This window comes from Qipengyuania vesicularis (assembly GCF_019711415.1).
Lineage (GTDB): Bacteria > Pseudomonadota > Alphaproteobacteria > Sphingomonadales > Sphingomonadaceae > Qipengyuania > Qipengyuania vesicularis.
In genome coordinates this window covers 278,915-298,702 of the sequence record NZ_JAIGNJ010000004.1, presented here as the reverse complement: position 1 = coordinate 298,702, position 19,788 = coordinate 278,915, and the positions used below count along the sequence as shown (strand labels likewise).

The 19,788-nt window shown below is 60.5% G+C and carries 18 protein-coding genes and 2 tRNA genes; 8 read left to right on the top strand and 12 right to left on the bottom strand.

Features of this window, described 5'->3' with window-relative positions:
• Positions 1-148: 148 nt before the first annotated feature.
• From K3146_RS13395 to K3146_RS13380, 4 genes are all read right to left on the bottom strand, one after another.
• Entirely contained in the window at positions 149-781 is a 633-nt protein-coding gene (locus K3146_RS13395) for a tyrosine-type recombinase/integrase (protein ID WP_221546812.1), read from the bottom strand.
• Positions 782-914: 133 nt separating this feature from the next.
• Positions 915-1,466, bottom strand: coding sequence for a DUF5681 domain-containing protein (locus tag K3146_RS13390; protein ID WP_221546811.1), 552 nt, complete (start codon positions 1,464-1,466; stop codon positions 915-917).
• Entirely contained in the window at positions 1,463-1,987 is a 525-nt protein-coding gene (locus K3146_RS13385; protein WP_221546810.1) for a DUF5681 domain-containing protein, read from the bottom strand. The genes K3146_RS13390 and K3146_RS13385 overlap by 4 nt, the downstream gene beginning before the upstream one ends.
• Complete coding sequence (locus K3146_RS13380) at positions 1,984-3,291, bottom strand: site-specific DNA-methyltransferase (RefSeq protein WP_221546809.1); 1,308 nt, start codon at positions 3,289-3,291, stop codon at positions 1,984-1,986. The genes K3146_RS13385 and K3146_RS13380 overlap by 4 nt, the downstream gene beginning before the upstream one ends.
• A 185-nt stretch (positions 3,292-3,476) precedes the next feature.
• Here K3146_RS13380 and K3146_RS13375 point away from each other — a divergent pair, with 185 nt between their 5' ends.
• From K3146_RS13375 to K3146_RS13360, 4 genes are all read left to right on the top strand, one after another.
• The gene (locus tag K3146_RS13375) at positions 3,477-3,689 is read left to right on the top strand and encodes a DUF3489 domain-containing protein (protein ID WP_221546808.1); all 213 of its coding nucleotides are present in this window, start codon (positions 3,477-3,479) and stop codon (positions 3,687-3,689) included.
• Positions 3,686-4,090 (top strand): DUF2924 domain-containing protein, encoded by a 405-nt coding sequence (locus K3146_RS13370; RefSeq protein ID WP_221546807.1) that lies wholly within the window; start codon positions 3,686-3,688, stop codon positions 4,088-4,090. Before K3146_RS13375 ends, K3146_RS13370 begins: the two co-directional genes overlap by 4 nt.
• Complete coding sequence (locus K3146_RS13365) at positions 4,090-5,073, top strand: recombinase family protein (protein ID WP_221546806.1); 984 nt, start codon at positions 4,090-4,092, stop codon at positions 5,071-5,073. The genes K3146_RS13370 and K3146_RS13365 overlap by 1 nt, the downstream gene beginning before the upstream one ends.
• Positions 5,074-5,156: 83 nt before the next feature.
• Positions 5,157-5,693, top strand: coding sequence for a hypothetical protein (locus tag K3146_RS13360; RefSeq protein WP_221546805.1), 537 nt, complete (start codon positions 5,157-5,159; stop codon positions 5,691-5,693).
• 373 nt (positions 5,694-6,066) lie between these two features.
• Here the strand turns inward: K3146_RS13360 and K3146_RS13355 are convergent.
• Positions 6,067-6,156: transfer RNA gene (locus K3146_RS13355), tRNA-Ser, on the bottom strand.
• Positions 6,157-6,319: 163 nt separating this feature from the next.
• Here K3146_RS13355 and hspQ point away from each other — a divergent pair.
• Positions 6,320-6,700: a heat shock protein HspQ gene (hspQ, locus tag K3146_RS13350; protein WP_221546804.1), complete on the top strand. Its 381-nt coding sequence runs from the start codon at positions 6,320-6,322 to the stop codon at positions 6,698-6,700.
• A 64-nt stretch (positions 6,701-6,764) separates the two neighbouring features.
• Here hspQ and K3146_RS13345 read toward each other — a convergent pair whose 3' ends face one another.
• The 4 genes from K3146_RS13345 to K3146_RS13330 all read right to left on the bottom strand — a co-directional run bounded on the left by K3146_RS13345 (position 6,765) and on the right by K3146_RS13330 (position 14,580).
• Positions 6,765-8,108 (bottom strand): hypothetical protein, encoded by a 1,344-nt coding sequence (locus K3146_RS13345; protein WP_221546803.1) that lies wholly within the window; start codon positions 8,106-8,108, stop codon positions 6,765-6,767.
• 363 nt (positions 8,109-8,471) lie between these two features.
• Positions 8,472-9,191: a Type 1 glutamine amidotransferase-like domain-containing protein gene (locus K3146_RS13340; protein ID WP_221546802.1), complete on the bottom strand. Its 720-nt coding sequence runs from the start codon at positions 9,189-9,191 to the stop codon at positions 8,472-8,474.
• 86 nt (positions 9,192-9,277) lie between these two features.
• Positions 9,278-11,425, bottom strand: coding sequence for a S9 family peptidase (locus tag K3146_RS13335; protein WP_221546801.1), 2,148 nt, complete (start codon positions 11,423-11,425; stop codon positions 9,278-9,280).
• A gap of 86 nt (positions 11,426-11,511) precedes the next feature.
• On the bottom strand, positions 11,512-14,580 hold the full coding sequence (locus K3146_RS13330) for a TonB-dependent receptor plug domain-containing protein (RefSeq protein WP_221546800.1): 3,069 nt from the start codon (positions 14,578-14,580) through the stop codon (positions 11,512-11,514).
• 125 nt (positions 14,581-14,705) lie between these two features.
• Here K3146_RS13330 and K3146_RS13325 point away from each other — a divergent pair, with 125 nt between their 5' ends.
• Entirely contained in the window at positions 14,706-15,602 is an 897-nt protein-coding gene (locus K3146_RS13325; protein ID WP_221546799.1) for a LysR family transcriptional regulator, read from the top strand.
• Between the two features lie 10 nt (positions 15,603-15,612).
• Here the strand turns inward: K3146_RS13325 and K3146_RS13320 are convergent.
• Positions 15,613-15,703, bottom strand: a tRNA-Ser gene (locus tag K3146_RS13320).
• Positions 15,704-16,002: 299 nt separating this feature from the next.
• On the opposite strand from K3146_RS13320, the gene K3146_RS13315 reads away from it, so the two are divergent.
• Entirely contained in the window at positions 16,003-16,965 is a 963-nt protein-coding gene (locus K3146_RS13315) for a peptidylprolyl isomerase (RefSeq protein ID WP_221546834.1), read from the top strand.
• Positions 16,962-17,279 carry a DUF1905 domain-containing protein gene (locus K3146_RS13310; RefSeq protein WP_221546798.1) on the top strand — a complete coding sequence of 106 codons (318 nt, stop codon included), beginning with the start codon at positions 16,962-16,964 and terminating at the stop codon, positions 17,277-17,279. The genes K3146_RS13315 and K3146_RS13310 overlap by 4 nt, the downstream gene beginning before the upstream one ends.
• On the opposite strand, the gene K3146_RS13305 is transcribed toward K3146_RS13310, so the two are convergent.
• Together K3146_RS13305 and K3146_RS13300 are read right to left on the bottom strand one after the other, a co-directional pair.
• Positions 17,276-17,641, bottom strand: coding sequence for a VOC family protein (locus K3146_RS13305; protein ID WP_221546797.1), 366 nt, complete (start codon positions 17,639-17,641; stop codon positions 17,276-17,278). The genes K3146_RS13310 and K3146_RS13305 overlap by 4 nt on opposite strands.
• Entirely contained in the window at positions 17,638-19,731 is a 2,094-nt protein-coding gene (locus K3146_RS13300) for a RelA/SpoT family protein (protein WP_221546796.1), read from the bottom strand. The genes K3146_RS13305 and K3146_RS13300 overlap by 4 nt, the downstream gene beginning before the upstream one ends.
• Positions 19,732-19,788: the final 57 nt, after the last annotated feature.

Here is a 19,788-nt window from a genome sequence, read left to right as displayed (position 1 = left end):
GATCCGTCCAGCACGGGTCTGCTTCTAAACCTAGCGAACCTCGATCATGCGATCCGGCGAATGGCCGCTTTCCACCCATAGTCAGACATTCATGACCTCCTAGTCGACTGGAAACGGCCCTTCCGCTTTAGGAAGAGCCGCCACGGTCTCAGATCTCTGTTCGCTCAGCAAGCAGGAGGGCATCTTCGATATCAACACCGAGATATCTGACAGTGTTCTCGATCTTTGAATGACCAAGCAATATTTGGATGGCTCTCAGGTTGCCCGTCGCCTTGTAGATCATGGAAGCCTTGGTTCGCCGCATCGAGTGCGTTCCGTATTCCTCCCGGCGAAGTCCGATGGCGGTGACCCACTCATCCACTAAACGAGCATACTGACGGGTACTCAGATGTCCGCTGCGGACTATCCGGCTTGGGAAGGCATAATCATCAACCGTGCCCCCGCGGCACTCGAACCATGCCAAGAGGCTAGCTCTCACGTCAGTCGTCAATTCGAACTGAACTGGCCGGTGAGTCTTTTGCTGCACGATTGTCGCGCGCCTTCGGATCTCGCTGCCGGCTACAAGGTCGCCGATCCTGAGTTTGACCAGGTCGCAGCAGCGTAGTTTGCTGTCGATGGCGAGATCAAACAACGCTCGATCTCGAATCCTATGCTCGCGATCGAGAAAAAAGCGAACCGCCCAAATCTGCTTTTGCGACAGCGGCCGCTTGGTCCCAACCTTTTTGCTGGCATTCCAAGGTGCCCGATCCTGCATCGCTGGATCATAGTGTGAGTAGCCCATGGCATTTCTCCTCGGCCAGGGATTGGCCATGGAGGAAACGCAATGATGCATGAATTCGAGCAAATTCGATGGCAGCTTTTAGGCTGGGCCCGAAGAGCTCTCTAGGTCTGAAATGAGGGCGCGAATCGGACATTCACCCGCGATAGATCCACCAGTCCGGCCACCTGACCTTTTGCGGTGTGCGGGTCGCATCCCACACTTCCTTCTGCTCTGCGAACGAGAGTTGCCGGTCCCCCACCCGAACTAGCGCCTTCTCAACGATCCACGAAGTGAGTTCCCACCGCACTCGGTCTTCGTCGGTAGGATGTTTCTTTTTCGCGATACCGAGCGGCTCGAGAATGGAGTCCATGCCGAGTCCGACCAGCTGGAACACGATTACGTCGACGCTTTCCCGGTCCTCGCCGCGGCTCGCTCGCGCCTTTTCGATCGCTTCGAGAGATGATCTCGCAGCCGCGCTGTCTCCAGCGAGCCCCCTCTGCGTAAGTTGAAGAAGAAAAGCTTCGGCCGCAGTTACGCGTCGCTTGCGGCCATCTTCTTTGATGGTGACCATCTGGCCAAGTACAGTGTCGTGCGGAATTTGACGATGGCGATTGCGCGGGCGACCACGAGGGTTTCCGGACCGGCCTTTCTTGAACCGCGTGGAGGCAGGAGGATTTCCATAGCCGACCGGCTCTTGCGCGCTCAAGCTACCCGCCCCCGCGGCCAGCTAAGAGTCTCGGATTCGGAAGTGAAGAACTTGATTTCATCGACATCCTTCTTCTTAAACTTTCTTCGCCCCGGTCGGCTCAGCGCTGCCTGCGTTGCCCAGGCCTGCAATAACCATCGTTTGCCGTTCCTCCCTTGATCGGGCCGTGCGATATCGAGAATGCGCAAGGCTTCATTCGCATTGTCCGACGTGTAGTGCGCTTCGGTCCGGATCTTGCGCGGAGCAGGCGGATTTTTCTTCGCCAGCGCCGCCTCGCGCTTCTCGATCATCTTGAGCACTTTGCGGGTCGCCATTCGACTTCCGCCAAGTGCGGCCTGGTAGGTCTGCCATTCTAGCGCCTCGTCGACCGTCAGCTCGCGCTCGACGCCATTCTGGGTGACGGTCAGCGACTTCTCAATGATGACGTCGAATGCCGAGTCATGCGGACGGCGTGCCTTGGGACGTCCCTTGGGATTACCTGACTGGCCCTTCTGGAACCTGCCATTGCTTGCGCGGCTCATTCGGCAGCCTCCACTTGCGGCTCTCGGTGAACGAGCTTCGGTTCCTTGCCGGTGATCTCGCTCCAGCGGGCCATGGCCAGATCGACATAGGCGGGATCAATATCGATGCCCCGGAATTTACGTCCGACTCGCTCTGCCGCGATCAGGCTGGTTCCCGAGCCGAGGAAGATGTCGAGCACCAACTCGCCCTGCCTTGTAACGTCGCAGATTGCTTCGGCCACCATGGCGACTGGCTTCACCGTCGGATGCAGTGCAAGGTCCTCGCGCCGCGATCCGCGCATCGAGTTAACTGAAGGATAGTCCCAGACATTGGTCCGGTTGCGGCCATGTTTGCCCAGCTCGACACAGTTAGTGTGCGGCGCATCGCCGACACGGTAGACGAACACCATCTCATGCTTCGATCGATAGAGCGATCCCATGCCGGCATTGCTCTTGTTCCACACGCAGATGTTGAGCAGCGTATCGTAGATGTCGGAGACCGACGCCGTGACATCGTCCATGTGGCGCCAGTCCATGCAAACGAAGTGGACCGCACCATCGCGCGATACCTCGGCGCAGGCGCCGAGGGTTGATGAAAGGAAGCCACGAAACTCCGCATTGCTCAACTCGCCCGACGCCATCGCGAACTCGCGGTGGCGACCCTTGGCGTTGGCATGTCCGTTGATCTTCACATTGTAAGGTGGGTCAAGGAACGCGCAGTCGATCGACGCATCCTTGCCAACGACGCTGCGCAGGAAGCCAACATCGCGCCCATCGCCGCAGCCGACGCGATGCTCGCCCAGCTGCCAGATATCGCCGGCCTGGACGCGTGGCTCCACCGGGACCTCGGGAATGACCTCGTCGTCTGGGTCCTCGCTTTTGGCAAGCACCACATCGATCTCGCCTGCGGAGAATCCAGTGAGCGAGAGGTCGATGTCGATATCGGGAAGAGACAGATCAGCCAGCTCGAGTTTGAGGATCTCGGTGTCCCAGCCTGCATTCAATGCGATCTTGTTGTCCGCGAGCCGGAGCGCTTTTTTCTGCGCTTCGGAAAGCCCGGCAAGTTCAATAACCGGGACCTGTTCAAGACCCATCTGCTTCGCTGCACGCAACCGGCCGTGCCCAGCAATGAGATTGCCCTCGGGGTCAGCGAGGATCGGGTTGGTAAATCCGAACGCTTCGATCGAAGCGATGATCTGCTCGATCTGCCGCTTGGGGTGTGTTCTCGCATTGCGAGGGTCTGGAGTCAGCGCGGCAAGGTCCCGGTAGGTGACTTGGAGCGCGTGTTTGGCAGTGCGAGGTGCCAGCTCTTGCATAGTGCCCATGATTGGAACAATAGGTGAACACAGGACCAGCTCCAAGGACGCAGGAAAATTGTTCGGGGATTACCCTTGGATAAGTATTCCGACTGGACTGTCATGCAAAACCGAGCATTGGTGGTGTCGCGCCCGGCAAACCGGGCTTCTCCCGGTAGCGGCAGGATCGTTTGCCGCGCAGCCGGAGAAAACGAATGACCAAGACCAAACCGACCAAGCTCGACCAGCTCGAGACGATGCTCTTGCGCAAGAGCGGTGCCAGCATCGCCGAGATGATGAAGGCAACCGGCTGGCAATCGCACTCAGTACGCGGCGCACTGGCTGGATCGCTCAAAAAACGCGGCCTTACGATCACCTCCGCGAAGACCGACGACGTGCGGCGATACACGGCCGAGAAGCTGGCATGAGTACCGAGCTCCATGGTCTCCTTGCCGAACTCGGTGAAATGGGCCTCGACGAGCTTCGCGATCAATGGAGGCGGCGCTACGGCGCCCCTCCCCCACTTCGCTCCGTTCCGATCATGCGCCAGATGCTTGGCTGGCGCATACAGGCCGAGGTGCTTGGTGGACTTGATCTGTCGACCAGGCGCGCCCTTGCCCGCTCTGGCCCGGTCGAAGCCGAAGGCAAGCATCTTGGCATCGGGGCCACTCTGACCCGGAACTGGAAAGGGCGCAAAATCTCCGTGGTCGTGGAGGAAGACGGGTTCCGCTGGGACGACCAGCTCTTCCCCAGTCTATCCGCAGCCGCGACTGCGATCGCCGGCTCGCGCTGGAACGGCCCGCGCTTCTTCGGTCTGCGGGAAGCCTGATGGCCGACAAGCCTAAGACCCTTCGCTGCGCGATCTATACACGCAAGAGTTCTGAAGAAGGTCTTGAACAGGACTTCAACAGCCTCGATGCACAACGTGCAGCAAGCGAGGCCTACGTGCTGAGTCAGGCCAGCGAAGGCTGGGCGCTACTACCTCAGCGCTTCGATGACGGTGGATTTTCGGGAGGGACCATGGATCGGCCCGGCCTCCGAACCCTCCTCGCGGATATCGCCGCTGGCCAGATCGACATTGTGGTCGTCTACAAGATCGACCGGCTGACGCGCTCGCTCACCGACTTCTCCAAGATCGTTGAAGTGTTCGAGGCCGCCGACTGCAGTTTTGTCTCAGTGACCCAATCGTTCAACACGACGAACTCGATGGGCAGGCTCATGCTCAACGTGCTGCTCTCCTTTGCGCAGTTCGAGCGCGAGGTCACCGGCGAGCGTATCCGCGACAAGATCGCGGCCTCGAAGAAGCGCGGGATGTGGATGGGGGGCCTGCCTCCACTAGGTTACGATCGACCGAACAACGAAAGCCGCAAACTTGAAATCAATGAGAATGAAGCGGCGACCGTGCGGCACATCTTCGAAAAGTACCTGCAGCTCGGCTCGGTTCATGCCTTGCAGCGCGACCTTGATGCGGACGGTGTTCTCTCGAAGGTCCATGTGACCGCGAAGGGCAAAACCTCCGGCGGCCTCCCATTCAGCCGCGGTGCGCTGTTCCACCTGCTGCGCAACCGGATCTACCAGGGTCAGATAGTGCACAAAGACGAAGTCTACGACGGCCAGCACGATGCGATCGTAGAGAAGGATCTGTTCGAGCGGGTGCAGGCCCATCTCTCCCGCAACGCGCGGCGCAGCCGTCAGCGAACCCAAACGCGGATCGCGAAGGCTCCGCTGACCGGCAAGCTCTTTGACGAAAGCGGTGAACCCATGAGCCCGACATTCTCCTGCGGCAAATCCGGCAAGTGCTATCGCTACTAAGTCTCGACATCACTTCAGCAGGGCCTTCGAGCGACCGTCAGGCTTTTGTCCAACGCTTGTCCGCCCCCGCCATCGAGAGGATCGTGACTGCGGCAACCTCCCGCTGGCTTGCCATGCGCCATGGTAACTTCGACAGGATCGCAAAGGTTCGCCTGGCGTCCGAGGGGCTGGTGATCGAGCTTACGGGCATCGATCCGGTGGCCATTACATCAAGACTACTGGACGGCGAGAGGCTCACGCATTCCGACAAGGATCGCAGCGCGGTACTCCTGCCACTTGCTTTCCCGCTGGGCGGCGGAAAACGAGCCGTAACTTCCACTGGTAGGATCGTGACAAATCCCGACCCGATACTGATCGCAGCCTTGCGCAGGGCGCGCTCGATGGTCGAATGGCAGCGTGGCCTTCCCACGATGCCGGCTGGCCCGGTATCGCGCTACGACTGCAATATCCTGCGACTTGCGTTTCTAGCACCCGACATCCAGCGCGACATCCTCGAAGGCAAGCAGCCTCAATCGCTCAATCTTGAGAACTTCAAGAAACTGGACGTGCCGCTTTGCTGGTCAAAGCAGCGCCAGGCACTGGGATATGGGACCGGGAGCGAAGCCTGTTCTACCGAATAGCGGCCCTGATGCGGTCGATATCGCGCCCTGATATGTCGAATTAGGTCCCTGTTCTGTCAAATAACAGGGAAACGGGGTTTTCCTGCCCATAACCTTCTGTTTTTATGCCTGTTTGTCGGGCTTGGCGCGAGCACATCTCGGAAATTCCGCCTGTTTTCGGGCCCAAATCATTATTTTTCCCTGTTAATTGCCTGATAAACAGGGAATCCGGACCGATGGCGATACGACGAGAGACGGGCCGCCAGAAAGTCACCTGAGATAGGCTTGGAGACACTGGAAAAGGCGCGGCAAGTCGGGATTGGCCCGCGCAAAGCCGCCTGTTGCGCGGCGAAGCGCGATTACCCTGTAATCAGAGAGAAGTGCTCGGGGTGACTGGCGGAGAGGGAGGGATTCGAACCCTCGATACGGTTGCCCGTATACTGCATTTCGAGTGCAGCGCATTCGACCACTCTGCCACCTCTCCGCATGTCGGGTGCGCTTGTCTGGGCCGGTGGCCCCGGGTCGAAGCGAGCGCGCCCATTAGCTGCAAGCCTGCCCCTTGCCAACCCCTTTCGCGCGCGAAATCGGTGGATGGTCGCTGCCCCGCCCTTGTCTATCCGCCGCAGCGCACCATATTCTTGGCATTCATGGACAGGGCATCGTTTTTCTCCGCACAGGCCGGTCGCACTCTCGAGGCGCCGCGCCGTATCCGAACCCGTTTCGCGATCGGCGACGTCGTCAGACACAAGGCCTTCGATTTTCGCGGCGTAATTTTCGACGTCGATCCGGTCTTTGCCAATAGCGAGGAATGGTACCAGTCGATCCCCGAGGAAATCCGGCCCGACCGCAACCAGCCCTTCTACCACCTGCTCGCCGAAAGCGACGAGAGCGACTACGTGGCTTACGTCAGCCAGCAGAACCTGATCGGGGATTCACTTGCGGGCCCCGTCTCGCACCCTGACGTGCACCAATATTTCGAGCAGTTCGAGAACGGTCGCTACCGGATGCGGAATCGCCTGACGCACTGAGCACGCGGGGGCACCCGCTTTCGCCCAACACGTGTAAACGCACCGACCGACCTGCGGTTAGCGATCACTCGGCCGCTTCTGCCGCAAGCTGCATATTCTCCGCCACTCGGGCACGACGGATTCGTTGCCTTGCGCGGCGCGATTGAAGCGCAACATAGCTCAGCATGGCTGTCATGAAGCCAAGCGGATAGAGCGCGAACATTCCCACGATTGCCCATTCATACCTGATATGGAACGCGAAAATGCCAATCGCCACCAAGGTGGCCGCGGCATAAAGCCGTTCGGGATTGTGGCGTCGCTGAAAAGTCTGGCGGCCTGATACCCACATAATGCTGCCGAGGAGAAGGAATAGGGCGGCCAGAGCCGCGGGCCCACCTTCGGTCCGCACCAGCGCATAGGAGTTGTGGACGATAGCGAGGCGGGCAAGGGTCGCCCAGCTGATCCCGGCTCGCTCTGCATAGCCACCCGCATTGGCCTTTACCGCATACTGGTTATGTCCAATGCCCATCGGATAATCGGCCTGGATCATCTCTGCCGAATGCTCGAACGCGACACGTTCTGCATCGACCTCAAGCGTGAAACCCGTCCCCTGGTAGGTGAAACGCTCGTTCATTTTGTAGGCGACGGCAGGCACGAATGCGAGCGATCCGAGCACCACGAACGTGGTGATGGTCTTGGCGCGCTTGTTCGGATTGATCAGCATGATGGCAAGGAGCGTCAGCCCCACCGTCGCTGCGTAGAGCAAGATTACGGCTCGCGATCCGCCCAGGACCGCAGCAGCAGCCGACATGGCGAGAGCAAGGGCGGCAATCCGAGCCCTTTTCCAGGTGACAATCGCCACGAGCAGTGGCGGAATTGCGAGGTTATTGACCAGTCCGGAGGTGTTACGATGCCCTATCAGGCCGGATGCCTGCATTTGTCCCGCAAATGAGTTTGCGATGGTGGAATAGCTGTTGGCGATGACGCCGACGCCAAGGCCCATCAATAGTGGCCGCATGCCTCCCTGCGTCATAGCCGCATAGCAGGCGAGAAAGTAGATCATCGCCTTGAGCGGGGACGACAGGTAGGAAACCGAGCCCAGGAAGAACTCGCTGACGAATACGCCCGGAAGATTGAGTACGAGGTAAGCGACCCAGATCCCGGTGAAATAGACCGGCTTCTTGACCTTCCAGAAGTGGATCACGATCGCTGCCGCAAGCGCGTCCGTCAGCGACAGCAGAACTCCCTTCGTGTGTCCCGGATACAGGGATAGATCAATCAGCGCAGCATCAGCGTTGAAGCCCTTGCTCACGATCGGCATCGCACCGAGCGCAAAGAACGCCCAGAATGCTACGCGCTTGTCCATCTTCAGCATGACCACGATGGCCGGGCATGCGAGGATGATCAGGAGGACGCCGACTAGACCCATTGCGAATGCTTACTCGAAAACCTTCCTGGAGAACACGGTCGGGTCTGCATAGCGTGAAAGGTCTAACCGATCACCCTGCGGATTTCTGAATGTCCCGTATCGGTCAATAGTCGATACTCCGGGCTCGCAGCCAAGCGGCTCGAGACGAATGGAGCCGGACCACCTCGCGGCAATCCGGCTCCCTCCCGTGACGAATTCAGGGCTAGGTCGTCCGCCCGGGAGTTTCTGGAGGCGCGTGGTCGCGCCGAAACTCCTTGCCCGCCACTTGGGTAAGCGGAGAAAGTTAACGAGCGGCAAGCAGGTGCAAATTTTTGTCAAAAGTTGCATCTGATCGGGTTCACGGGACTGCCATGATCGGCGGGGTTAGGCGTGGTGTGTGGCCCCAAGGTCCACATAGGACGGCAAGGCACCGCGCTCCTCGAACAGTGCGCATTGCGCATCATCGGCGACCCTTACTCCTCGCGTCAGGATACCGTTCTCGAAATAGAGGCCCACGCCGTCATCCAATGCGTAGACAGGGAAACGGATGTCGTCAGTCTCCATGAAGCGCGAAAGCGCCTCGCGCCGCTCCTGCCTTGCATCGTGGTGCACACAGATCGTCCCGGGGAACAGACCGATCCCCTGCCACGGCATGATATTGGTCCGGATGCTGTCGGTCAGGCACCAGTCGAACATCATCGATGCACCGGCGCTGGCACCGACGAACAGCACTCCGCGCTCATAGGCTTCCCAGAGCGCGGAGATCGCGCCCCATTCCCTCAGGATCGCAAGGAGATTCCTGGTCGAACCGCCATCGATGAAAACGATGTCGGCACCGCCGAAGAAGCTCGCCGGATTGCCGTCCTCAAGCTCGAAGAAGCTGAGTATCTCGGGGCGAAACGGCCCACGATCGGCGAGTTCGCAGAAGGCTTTGATCTTTTCCGGTCGATCACCCTTAGCTGCACCGACGTAGCGCATGACAGGGTTTGCAAGCTCCGCTACCTCGAGCACGAACTGCAGCAGGCGAGCTGGCTGCCCGCTGGCGGCAAAGAATGAGGCGGAGTCGCTCAGGGCGATGAATTTTTTCTTGGGATCGACGGGCATGTCCCTCCCCCGTCAGGCCGGCGCAATCTGGTCCGCGAAAGCAACGGCGGTAAGCGGATGCCTTCGAACAGAGGGGTGTGGCTGGCTCATTGCAGCTCCTCAACCGGCGTCTGGGGCTCTGAGCGGGGAGTCTCGGCTTGCATCGGCTCTTCGACCTCTTCTGCTTCCTCGTTCCTCTCGTCTTCCTCCTCCTTTTCTTCATCGCGCAGCGCAGCTGCCGGGAATACAGGCTCATAGGGCTCGGCTCCGAGATGCGTGGCGAACCACGACAGATCCGCCTGGATCTTGAAGAGCTGATGCGATGGCTTGCGGTAATTGTGGGGCTCGCCCCCAGCGATGTAGAGCTCGGTTGGCGTCCCGGCGGCCTTGATGCCTCGATAGAAGATGATCGACTGGGTTGGCGGGACGCGTACGTCGCTGCCCCCGACGTGGAACAGCGTCGGCGTCGAGACGCGCCAGGCATGCTGCAAAACCGACTGATCGCGATACGAGTCGAGGGGAGCATCCTCGACCCAGGGTGCCTCCCCGAACCAGGGCGTGCGGCCATGGCGGATATCGCTCTCGCCATACATCGACAGCCAGTCGGACGCCCCGGCACCCGAGGAAGCCGCTTTGAAGCGGTCGGTCACCGTAATCAGCTTGTTGGTCATGTGACCGCCGGCGCTCCAGCCCATCTTGATGAGGCGATCCGGATCCGCGAGGCCACGTTCGACGAGAGCGTCGATACCGCTCATCACATCGTGATGCGCATTGGTGAAATAGCCGCCGACCATGTCGCGCATGAAGTCGTCGCCATAGCCGGTTCCGCCGCGATGGTTCGGCAGGAAGACACCATAACCCTCGCCGGTCAGGACGGCGACAAAGCGCGAAGCGTTCCACGATCCGAATTGCGAGGAGGATCGCGGGCCGCCGTGAGTGATGGTAACGAGCGGGAACCGCTCACCCTTCGAATGGCCGACCGGATAGACCAGCAGGCCTTCAATTTCCTGACCCTTGCGACTTTCCCATCGAAACGCCTCCTGCCGGGGCAGCGCATATCTATCGTTCCAGTCAGCATATTCGGTTGTCAGCGCAGCGATGGCGAGTTGCCCTGTGCCTTGGGCATGGCCCAGCAGATGGACCTCTCCGGGATTCGAAGCACTTTCGAAGATTGCCGTGTGACGATCGCCGAGATGATCGTAGGACCAACTCCTGATCGAGTGGTCGCCTACAGTCAGCTGGCGCAACCTGCGGGACGCCAGGTCGTAGTGGTAGAGCTGGTTCCGCAGGCCCGAGTTGCCGAGCAGGTAAATCCCTTCGCCGCTGGCATCCCAATCGAAGTCCAGCACTTCCAGCGCCTCGCCCGGGAACAGCAGGCGCGGATGCTTCGCTCCGACTTCCTGGACGAAAAGGTTGTCCTCGTAATACTCCTCGCCTCTTTCGTTGACCGTCGCAATGAAGGCGAAGCGAGCGCGATCGGGCGATAGCCGGGCTGACCTCTCGGCATAACCATTGGACGTAAGCTGGCGGGCGGCGCCTGTCGCGAGGTCGGTCAGCCAGAGCTCGCCATCATGAATGTCGTCGCCAAGGCCTCCAGGCGCCCGCAATTCAAGCGCCGACAGGCCATCGCGTGCAAGCGAGTATCCCCGGATATGAAACTCGCCCGTACTGACGGGTTCCGCAGTGCGCGTCGCCAGATCGAAACGCCACAAGGTCGGCGGGCGACGTTCTTCGTACTCCCGGATGAGGAACCTGCGCTTGCGCAGCAGCGTGGTGTCGGGCGCAAGATCGTCTTCTGCAAGGAAATAGAAGCTCGAGCCGTCCGGGGCCCAGTGAACGTCTTCGACCTCTTCAGCGAATGAGGTCAGTCTCTCGATCGTCCGGGCTTGCGGCGTGACGAGATAGACTTGTGCCTCTTCATCATCCTCGCGCTCGAGCAGCGTCAGGAAACTCGATCCATCGGGCGACCAGATCGCAGGGCCGTGGGTCTCCTCCTCATCCTCGGGCTCGATACCCGCCACGGTCTCGCCCCGCTCGATATCAAGGAGGTGGAGCCGCCGGACGATAGCATTGTTCTTCCAGTCGGTTTCCGAACGAAGATAGGCGAGCGTTCTCCCATCGGGCGACAGGGATGATCCTCCCAGACGGTTGATCTCGACGAATTCGATAGCGGTCATCGGTGCCGCTTCCTGGCCTCTGGCCGGGATTGCGCAGGCCGCAATGAACAGCACTGCCAGCGTGGCAATTTGCTTCATCGGTCAGTCCCTTAGCGATTCCAAGAAGGTGGCAAGGGCGCATCCCGGTGAAGGAATGCGCCCGCCCAAGAGCGCGACCCGAACGCTCAGAACTTAACTCTCACGCCGGCATAGAACTCGCGTCCCAGAACCCGGCTGAGCGCGGAGTCGAGATTGTAGCTCGAACCGTAATTCAGTCCGGTAGGCACGAAGGCGCCGAAATCGTCGAAGATGTTGTTCACACCGCCATAGACCCGGAATTGCTCATCGGGGCCGAAGTCATAGGCCATGTAGATCCGATGGAAATCCTGGTCCTCGACCTTGAAATAGCGGTCGTCGGTGGGATTCGCATTTTGCGCATTATCGTCCACGCCGCCGCCTTCATAGGTCACGGTGTAGTTCAGGCGGAACGGCCCGTTGCGATAGCCGAGGCTGAGCCGAAACTCGTCCTCGCCATTGCCGATCTCGCCGAGCGGAGACGACGTGATGATCGTGCCGCCGATCCCCTCGAAAGAGACCTCCTGTTCGAAATAGTGCGAATAGCGGAAGTCGATATCGAAGCGCCCAGGGATGAAGCCGGGTTCGAACCGGTACATCAACTGGGCATCGATCCCGGAAACGATCTCCGTATCCAGGTTCTCCTGGAAGTTGATCACTTCGGTGATGCGGCCCACCCCGTCACGCGTGATCACGTCGCAGAACTTGTTGTTCGGGAAATCATCGGCCGAATAGCACAGCGATACGGTGTTCTGTGTCGAAACCGAAGTGATCGCATCGGTAATCTTGATACGATAGTAGTCCGCGACAATGGTCAGGCCCGGGATGAAGCTCGGCGTGAAGGCAAAGCCCGCCGTGATCGTATCGGCAGTTTCCTCCTGCACGTTCGGGTTGCCGGCGTTCGGACCTTGCGTGCCTGTCTGATTGTCGGTGAAGGGATCACCCGCATTGTCGGGATCGGCGAAGAATGCGAGGATTCCCGGTTCGGTCAGGCAATTGGCGGCCACGAGCGCAAGATCTGCATTCTCGGCACCATCGCCCACGATGCCTGTGATACCGGTCCCGTCTGGCAGAAGGCCTTCGCAGGGATCGGACAGGCCATCGGCATCGGGGCGCGGCGGTGAGAAAATCTCGGTCAGGTTCGGGGCGCGTTGCGAACGCGAATATTGCGCACGAAACGCAATGTCTGGCGAGGCCTGCCAGACGGCGCCGATATTGTAGCTGAAGATCGTGCCGACAGTATTGTAGTCGCCGACGCGAGCCGCCGTCTGGATGTTGAAGCCGTCGAACACGGGGATATCCAGTTCGGCATAGGCTTCCTTGACCTCGTAGCTGGCGGAGACGCTCGGGAATGTCGCCAGCGAAGTTAGGTCGAAGTCGATATCGGGGGCATAGCCGGGCGTGTCCCGCGTAGCTCCGTCATTGAGGTCGCGAACACCGTTGATGCCGGCAAAATCGTCGCCGTCGGGATCGCCGTCGGTGACCTGGCTCTCCCGCCTCCACTCGACACCGGCTGCGAACCTTACGTCGCCTGCAGGAAGTGCCAGCAGGTCACCAGCGAGGAATGCGCCGGCGGTATATTGCTTGCGGACCTGCTCGCCATGTCCGTTGTAACGGATGTAGTCGGCCGCTGCTGCGGAGATCGTGCCCTCCCCGAATGGATTGAGCGGTACGCACCCATCAGCCCTTGCCGCCGCATCGACACAGCGGAAGCCGCCATTGCCGTCCGGTTCGACATCAAGCGCGTAGCGCGCGTTGAGGAAGTTGTATTCGTTGGGATTGTCCTGGACCTGCTTGAAGCGGCCAAAGGTTCCGTAGACCTCGTAGCGGAGCGATTCCGAGAGGTCGCCGGTGACATCGGCGATCAGGCGCATGGTCCGGCGGTCGTTGAAACGGCCTTGCTCTCCAAGTTCTATCAAGCGTCGATTGAAGCTGACGCTGCCGCTGCGGGTTTCTTCCACCTCTGGCGGGATAAAGGGGTTGGACGAGGATATATTCCCAATGCTGGTGCCGTCGCCCAGCGTGTCGCCATTATTGAGTGTCTCGTAACCTGTGTAGTAAATCGTATCGACGTCTGAATAAGCCCCCGTGAAGGAAAGCTTCGCGGCTTCCGAGAATTCGAAGGTCGTGAGGAATGCAATATTCAGGATCTCGCGCTCGGGAAGGTTCGAACGCTCCGGTCTGAAGTTCCAGCCGTCGAAATCGGTGTAGAAATCGGACCCCGCTGGCCGGTTGGAGGGCCTTAGCGAGAGGTCGTTGAACCATTGACCATCGACGAACCAAGCATCGCCTTCGAATACCCCTCCCGGTGTCGAACTGCTGAAGCTAGGCAAGATACAATGGCGTTCGGTATCGATGCCGAAACAGCCGGGGAAGTTGATCTCGTCAGTCCAGCCGTCGCTGCTGGTTGAAGGAATGGGATCGTCGAATTCCAGTGCAGCAATAGTCAGCGGACGGGTAGAGTCGGCGAATACCTCGTTCTCGTTGCGATACGAGACACCGAACAAGGCGTAGCCGCGCCCGTCGGCGAATTCGCTGCCCGCCAGCGCGTTGATGCGGAACTCCTCGCCGCCACTGGCCTCGGGCGTCGAGAATCGTGCGTCGAGCTGGATGCCCGTGAAGTCGTCTTCAAGGATGAAGTTTGCAACCCCGGCAATAGCGTCCGAGCCGTAGATCGCGGACATGCCGCCGGTGAGCACTTCGGTACGCTTGACGAACCCGGCAGGGAGAGTGGAAAGGCTGACGCGATCCGAATTGCCCGAGTTGGAAACGGCACGCTTGCCGTTGATCAGGACCAGCGTGCGGTCGTCGCCAAGACGACGAAGGTTGATCGTCGAGAGGCCGCTGGTCTGTATCAGGTTGTTGGAGCTTTGTGGTGAGATCGATTCCGACACGCCGGGAAGCTCGAGCACTGCCTCGGCAAGGTCGGTCGTGCCCGATTCCTCGAGGTCTTGTGCGCCGAGAACCTGGATCGGAACCGCACTGTCCGAGATCGAGCGCTGGATACGACTACCGGTGACGACGATCTGATTCTGTGGTTCGGAAGCGGCCGCGTCTTCCTGCGGCGCCTCACTCTGCGGCGGTGCATCGGTTTGCTCCTGCGCGGCAAGCGGTGAACCGATCCCGATCGCGAGCGCGAAAGCCGAAGCGCCGTACAGATATGCCCTGGTGGCGGCCATAATTATTCCTCCCTCTAGGATTTCCCCGTGAAATAAATGATCGCCCGAACCCGCCTTGACATCCAATTCATTATACGCAAAGCTTGATGCGAAAAACGCAAGATGATGTATTTTCGGGGTTTTCTTTGGAACTAAAGTGGTTCGAGGACCTGATCGTCGTGGCCGAGAAGGGCCACTTCGCGCGTGCCGCAGAAGCGCGGTTCCTCACCCAGTCGGCACTCAGCCGTCGTATCAAATCGCTCGAGAACTGGATCGGTGCGGAACTGCTCGATCGCACCTCACACCCGATCGAACTGACGCCTGCTGGCCTCGAATTCATCACCACCGCGCGCGAGATCCTGTCGAGCGCCTATGAGGCGCGCGGTCGCGCTGCAGATTTCGGAAAGCTGTCCGACACGGCAGTGACGATTGCCTGCCTGCACACGCTGGCGCTCTATTTCGTCCCCCGCCGCATCTCGGCCTTGCAAGACAAGCTTGGTCGCTTCGAGGTGTCGATCGTGGCCGAAACGCGGACAATCGAGGAATATCTGGGCAGCCTGCAGAGCGGCGCGACCGATATCTTCATCAGCTTCAGCCATCCATCCGCCCCGGTCGAACTGGACGAGAACGAGTTTCCGATGATCTCACTCGGCAGGGAAAGGATCATGCCCTTCATCAATGCCGACGAGATCGATATCGACCTTGCAGAGGGCGCTTCGGCGCGCATTCCCTACCTGCAATACTCGGGCACCTCCTTCATGTCGCGCGTAGTCGAAAGCGTGCTGAAGAAGGCACCCTTTCGGAATCGCCTGCGCACGGTCTACCGCGCCTCTCTGGCGGAAAGCCTGTGCACGGGCACCCAGCAAGGCCTGGGAGTAGCATGGCTCCCCGAATCCATCGCCGAGAACACCCAGAACCGCGCACCGCTGACCTGCGTCGGGCATGAGTGGTCGACCGAGTTCGAGATTATCGCAATCAGCGCGGCGACCAACACGCGTCCGATCGTGGCAAAGATATGGGAGGAGCTTTCAGCCGTACGCTGACAAGGCGTGATGGCGGAGCAGGAGGGATTCGAACCCTCGATACGGGGTTACCGTATACACACTTTCCAGGCGTGCGCCTTCGACCACTCGGCCACTGCTCCGCGTGTCCTAGTGCGCTACCGCCTCGCTGCTTGAGCGCGGGCAGGCCCGGTCGGACCGCGCGCCTCTAGCGAGAGTTCGTCCTCCACGCAACCGCGAGGCGGCGTGCCGGAGAAGATATTTTGCGACGAGCCGAGGGAACCGCTCTCCACGAAGCGGCGTTGCTGTGATACACCCCCAAAGTTGCGGTGCTGCGCGGAATGGCATTCCCTGCGAACACTGCATCAAAGCCCCTTCCCGCCCACGAAAACGCGCGCGAAGGGGCTTTTCTTTTGGCGCGATGCTGGCAAGCTGCATGGCCATGACCACGCACCTGATTTCGCTCGCCGCAGCGCTCGCTTTCGCCGCCCCACTCGCCGCACAGGATGAAGCCGAAGCGCCGCCCAGTCCGGGGGAAATCGTCGACCAGGCAGCGGCCGATGAGTGGAAGGCGATTCCCGCAGAGGACCTCTTGGTCATGACGCTGGCTCCGGATTCGCAAGGCAACGAACGCCAGGTCGTGATCCAATTGCTCCCGGCTCCCTATAGCGAGACTTGGACAGCCAATATCCGCACGCTGGCACGCACCGGTTGGTATGACGGCATCGCCGTTATCCGCTCGCAAGATAATTATGTCGTCCAATGGGGCGATCCGGAAACCGGCGGGCAGCCCAAGCCTTTGCCCCCGGAACTGCTGGAAACGACCGAGGCGGATTACATTTCGACCAGCATGCACGGGGACCAGGATTCGATCGTCCTGTGGCATCCGCGCAATGCGATCGACGACAATTACGCCGGGTCGACGCTGTTCTATGATGGCTGGCCGCTTGGCTTCGAGATCGGCGAGAGCACGAAGCAGCTGACGCGTTGGCCGCTGCATTGCTACGGCATGGTCGGGGTCGCGCGCAGCATGTCGCCCAACGCGGGAGACGGATCGAGCCTTTACACCGTGATCGGTCATGCCCCGCGGCATCTCGACCGCAATATCGCGCTCGCCGGGCGCATCGTCGAGGGCATGGAGCACCTGTCCACTCTCCCTCGCGGGAAAGGGGCGCTGGGTTTCTACGAAGACGCAAGCCGCCAGACACCCATCGTGAGCGTGCGCGTAGCGAGTGATTTGCCAGCAAGAGAGCGCCCCGAGTTCGAGTTCCTCGACACCGAGGGCGAAACCTTCAATCGCTATGCCGAGGCGCGCATGAACCGTCGCGACCCCTTCTTCATCGTTCCGGCGGGCGGCGCGGATATCTGCAACATTCCCGTACCCGTCCGCCGCGTGGCCGAGTGAGCGGGACGGTCGCCTGCACCCTGCCGCTCAGACGGTGGCAGGGCGATCGCGGGACCTATCACCTGGTCACGATCACCGGAGCTGAGGCAGAGGCCATTGCCGCGCATGCATTGATGCATCGGCTCGAGTTCGGAACCCAGCGAGGCTTCGGCTCGGTCAAGGTGATCGCGCAGGTGGGCGGAACCCGCTGGAAGACGTCGGTCTTCCCGCAGAGCGACAAATCCGAGTGGGTGCTGCTGGTTTCGAAGAAAGTAATGCGAGCCGAAGACCTGGCGGAGGGCGATCCCGTACCGCTCGAGCTCGAGCTGCTCTAGAGCTTCTCCATCAGCTCGATACGATTGCCGAAAGGATCGGCGATGTCGCCGCGGCGATACCCCTTGAGCTTCTTGCCCGGCTTGAACTTCACGCCCGATGCTTCGAGCTTGGCCACCAGTGCACCGAGATTTTCGACCAGCAGCGCAGGATGTGCGCGGCGGGCGGGCAGGAACCCGTCTTCTACTCCGCAGTGGATCGAAATGCCCTCGCCCTCGAACCAGCAACCGCCATTGAGCGCCAGATGCGCCGGTTTTGCGACCTCTTCCAGCCCCATGACCCCGGTCCAGAACTCGCGCGCGTGCGGTTCGCCGCCATGCGGCATGGCGAGCTGGACGTGGTCGATTCCCGTGATCAGGCTCATGCGCGCTCCGCCTGTGCCACGGCATCGCTGGCGCGCAACGCGCTCAATATCCGGGTGAGATGCGCGAGGTCCTGCACTTCGAGATCGACCTCGTAAGTGGTGAAAGGATGGTCGAGTTGGGTCTGCTCCAAGCTTTTCACATTGACCGCATTCTGCGCGAAGATGCCCGCCATTTCAGCCAGAGTCCCAGGACGGTCGTATAGCGTCACACGCAACCGGCCGACAGCGCCGCGCGAACGGCGCCCCCAGGAGAGGTCGAGCCAGTCGTGGTCGATGCCCGTCGCCAGCTGGTGGCAGTCGATCGCGTGGACTTCCACGCCCTTGTCCTGCTTGCGAAGCCCCACGATCCGGTCACCCGGGACCGGATGGCAGCACTCGGCAAGATCGTATCCCACGCCCGGCGTGAGCCCGCGGATCGAGAGCGACTTGCCGCTGCGCAGCCATTCGTCGTCCTCGTCCGCCATGCCTTCGGTCGATCCGGGAACCAGCGCTTCCATCACCGCACGATCGGTGATCTTTGCGGCACCGATGGCGTAGAACAGGTCTTCGGGCTCTTCCATCTCGAGCCGCTTCAACGCCTCGCGCAGTGCCTTCTTGCCGATCTTGGCGGGCACGCGCGTGATGATCTCGTCATAGAGCTTCTGGCCGATCTCGGCGACTTCGTCGCGCTCCTTCTGACGCACGGCACGACGGATGGCAGCTCGCGCCTTGCCGGTGATTACGAAACCGAGCCAGCTCATCTGCGGTTCGGCATTCTTGCCCTTCAAGATCTCGACCACGTCACCATTGTTGAGCTGCGTGCGCAGCGGCATGTGCCGTCCGTTGATCTTCGCGCCGACCGTTTGCGTTCCAAGTTCGGTATGCACGGCGAAAGCGAAGTCGACCGCGGTCGATCCCTTGGGCAACTGATGCAGGGCACCCTTGGGCGTGAAAGCGAAGATACGATCTTGGTAGATCGCCAGCCGCGTATGTTCGAGCAGCTCTTCGGCGTCGTGGCTGGCATCAACGATCTCGATCAGGTCGCGCAGCCAGCCGACCGCGCCATCGGGCCGTTCGCCCTGCTTGTAGGCCCAGTGCGCGGCGAGGCCGAACTCGTTGCGCCGGTGCATCTCGCGCGTGCGGATCTGCACTTCGACACGCATCGACTTGCCGTAGATCAGCGAGGTGTGGAGAGAGCGATACCCGTTGGTCTTGGGTGTCGAGATGTAGTCCTTGAACTTGCCCGGAAGGAACTGCCAGGTCGTGTGCAGCACACCCATCGCGCGGTAGCAGTCGGACTCGTCCTCGCAGATGACGCGGAAGGCCATGATGTCGGTGACCTGCTCGAAACTGACATGGCGCTCGGCCATCTTCTTCCAGATCGAATAGGGGTGCTTTTCGCGGCCCGAGACTTCGACCTGCAATCCGGCTTCGGCCAGCGCATGCTTCATGTCGAGCGCGATCGCATCGACCTGTCCGCCGTCCTCGTCTCGGATTTGCTGGAGCCGCTTGGTGATCGTCGCGTAGGCCTCGGGCTCGAGCTGTTCGAAGGCAAGCAGCTGCATCTCGCGCATGTATTCGTACATGCCCACGCGCTCTGCCAGCGGAGCGTAGATATCCATCGTTTCGCGCGCGATACGCTGGCGCTTCTCGGGCTTCTTGATGAAGTGGAGCGTGCGCATGTTGTGCAGCCGGTCGCCCAGTTTCACCAGCAGCACGCGTATGTCCTCGCTCATCGCCAGCAGGAACTTGCGCAGGTTCTCGGCCGCACGCTCGTTTTCGGGCATCTGCTCGATCTTGGAGAGCTTGGTCACTCCGTCGACCAGCCGCGCGACATCGGGGCCGAAGTTCTTCTCGATGTCCTCGATCGTGGCGAGCGTGTCCTCGACCGTATCGTGCAGCAGCGCGGTAGCGATGGTTTCCTGGTCGAGCTTCAAGTCGGTCATCAGCCCGGCGACTTCGACCGGGTGGCTGAAATAGGGATCCCCGCTCGCGCGGGTCTGCGTGCCATGCTTCTGCACGGTATAGACATAGGCGCGGTTCAGCATCGCCTCGTCGGCGTCGGGGTCGTAGTCTAGGACCCGTTCTACGAGTTCGTACTGGCGCAGCATCGCGAATCCACGATGCGGGCAAAGACTGTTGCAATGCAACGTAAAAGTGGCCTCACC

Excerpts from the sequence above, each read along its gene's own strand:
- K3146_RS13395 (WP_221546812.1), bottom strand. The coding sequence starts at position 781 with ATGGGCTACTCACACTATGATCCAGCGATGCAGGATCGGGCACCTTGG.
- K3146_RS13385 (WP_221546810.1), bottom strand. The coding sequence starts at position 1,987 with ATGAGCCGCGCAAGCAATGGCAGGTTCCAGAAGGGCCAGTCAGGTAAT.
- K3146_RS13380 (WP_221546809.1), bottom strand. The coding sequence starts at position 3,291 with ATGGGCACTATGCAAGAGCTGGCACCTCGCACTGCCAAACACGCGCTC.
- K3146_RS13375 (WP_221546808.1), top strand. The coding sequence starts at position 3,477 with ATGACCAAGACCAAACCGACCAAGCTCGACCAGCTCGAGACGATGCTC.
- K3146_RS13370 (WP_221546807.1), top strand. The coding sequence starts at position 3,686 with ATGAGTACCGAGCTCCATGGTCTCCTTGCCGAACTCGGTGAAATGGGC.
- K3146_RS13365 (WP_221546806.1), top strand. The coding sequence starts at position 4,090 with ATGGCCGACAAGCCTAAGACCCTTCGCTGCGCGATCTATACACGCAAG.
- hspQ (WP_221546804.1), top strand. The coding sequence starts at position 6,320 with ATGGACAGGGCATCGTTTTTCTCCGCACAGGCCGGTCGCACTCTCGAG.
- K3146_RS13345 (WP_221546803.1), bottom strand. The coding sequence starts at position 8,108 with ATGGGTCTAGTCGGCGTCCTCCTGATCATCCTCGCATGCCCGGCCATC.
- K3146_RS13340 (WP_221546802.1), bottom strand. The coding sequence starts at position 9,191 with ATGCCCGTCGATCCCAAGAAAAAATTCATCGCCCTGAGCGACTCCGCC.
- K3146_RS13335 (WP_221546801.1), bottom strand. The coding sequence starts at position 11,425 with ATGAAGCAAATTGCCACGCTGGCAGTGCTGTTCATTGCGGCCTGCGCA.
- K3146_RS13330 (WP_221546800.1), bottom strand. The coding sequence starts at position 14,580 with ATGGCCGCCACCAGGGCATATCTGTACGGCGCTTCGGCTTTCGCGCTC.
- K3146_RS13315 (WP_221546834.1), top strand. The coding sequence starts at position 16,003 with ATGACCACGCACCTGATTTCGCTCGCCGCAGCGCTCGCTTTCGCCGCC.
- K3146_RS13305 (WP_221546797.1), bottom strand. The coding sequence starts at position 17,641 with ATGAGCCTGATCACGGGAATCGACCACGTCCAGCTCGCCATGCCGCAT.
- K3146_RS13300 (WP_221546796.1), bottom strand. The coding sequence starts at position 19,731 with ATGCTGCGCCAGTACGAACTCGTAGAACGGGTCCTAGACTACGACCCC.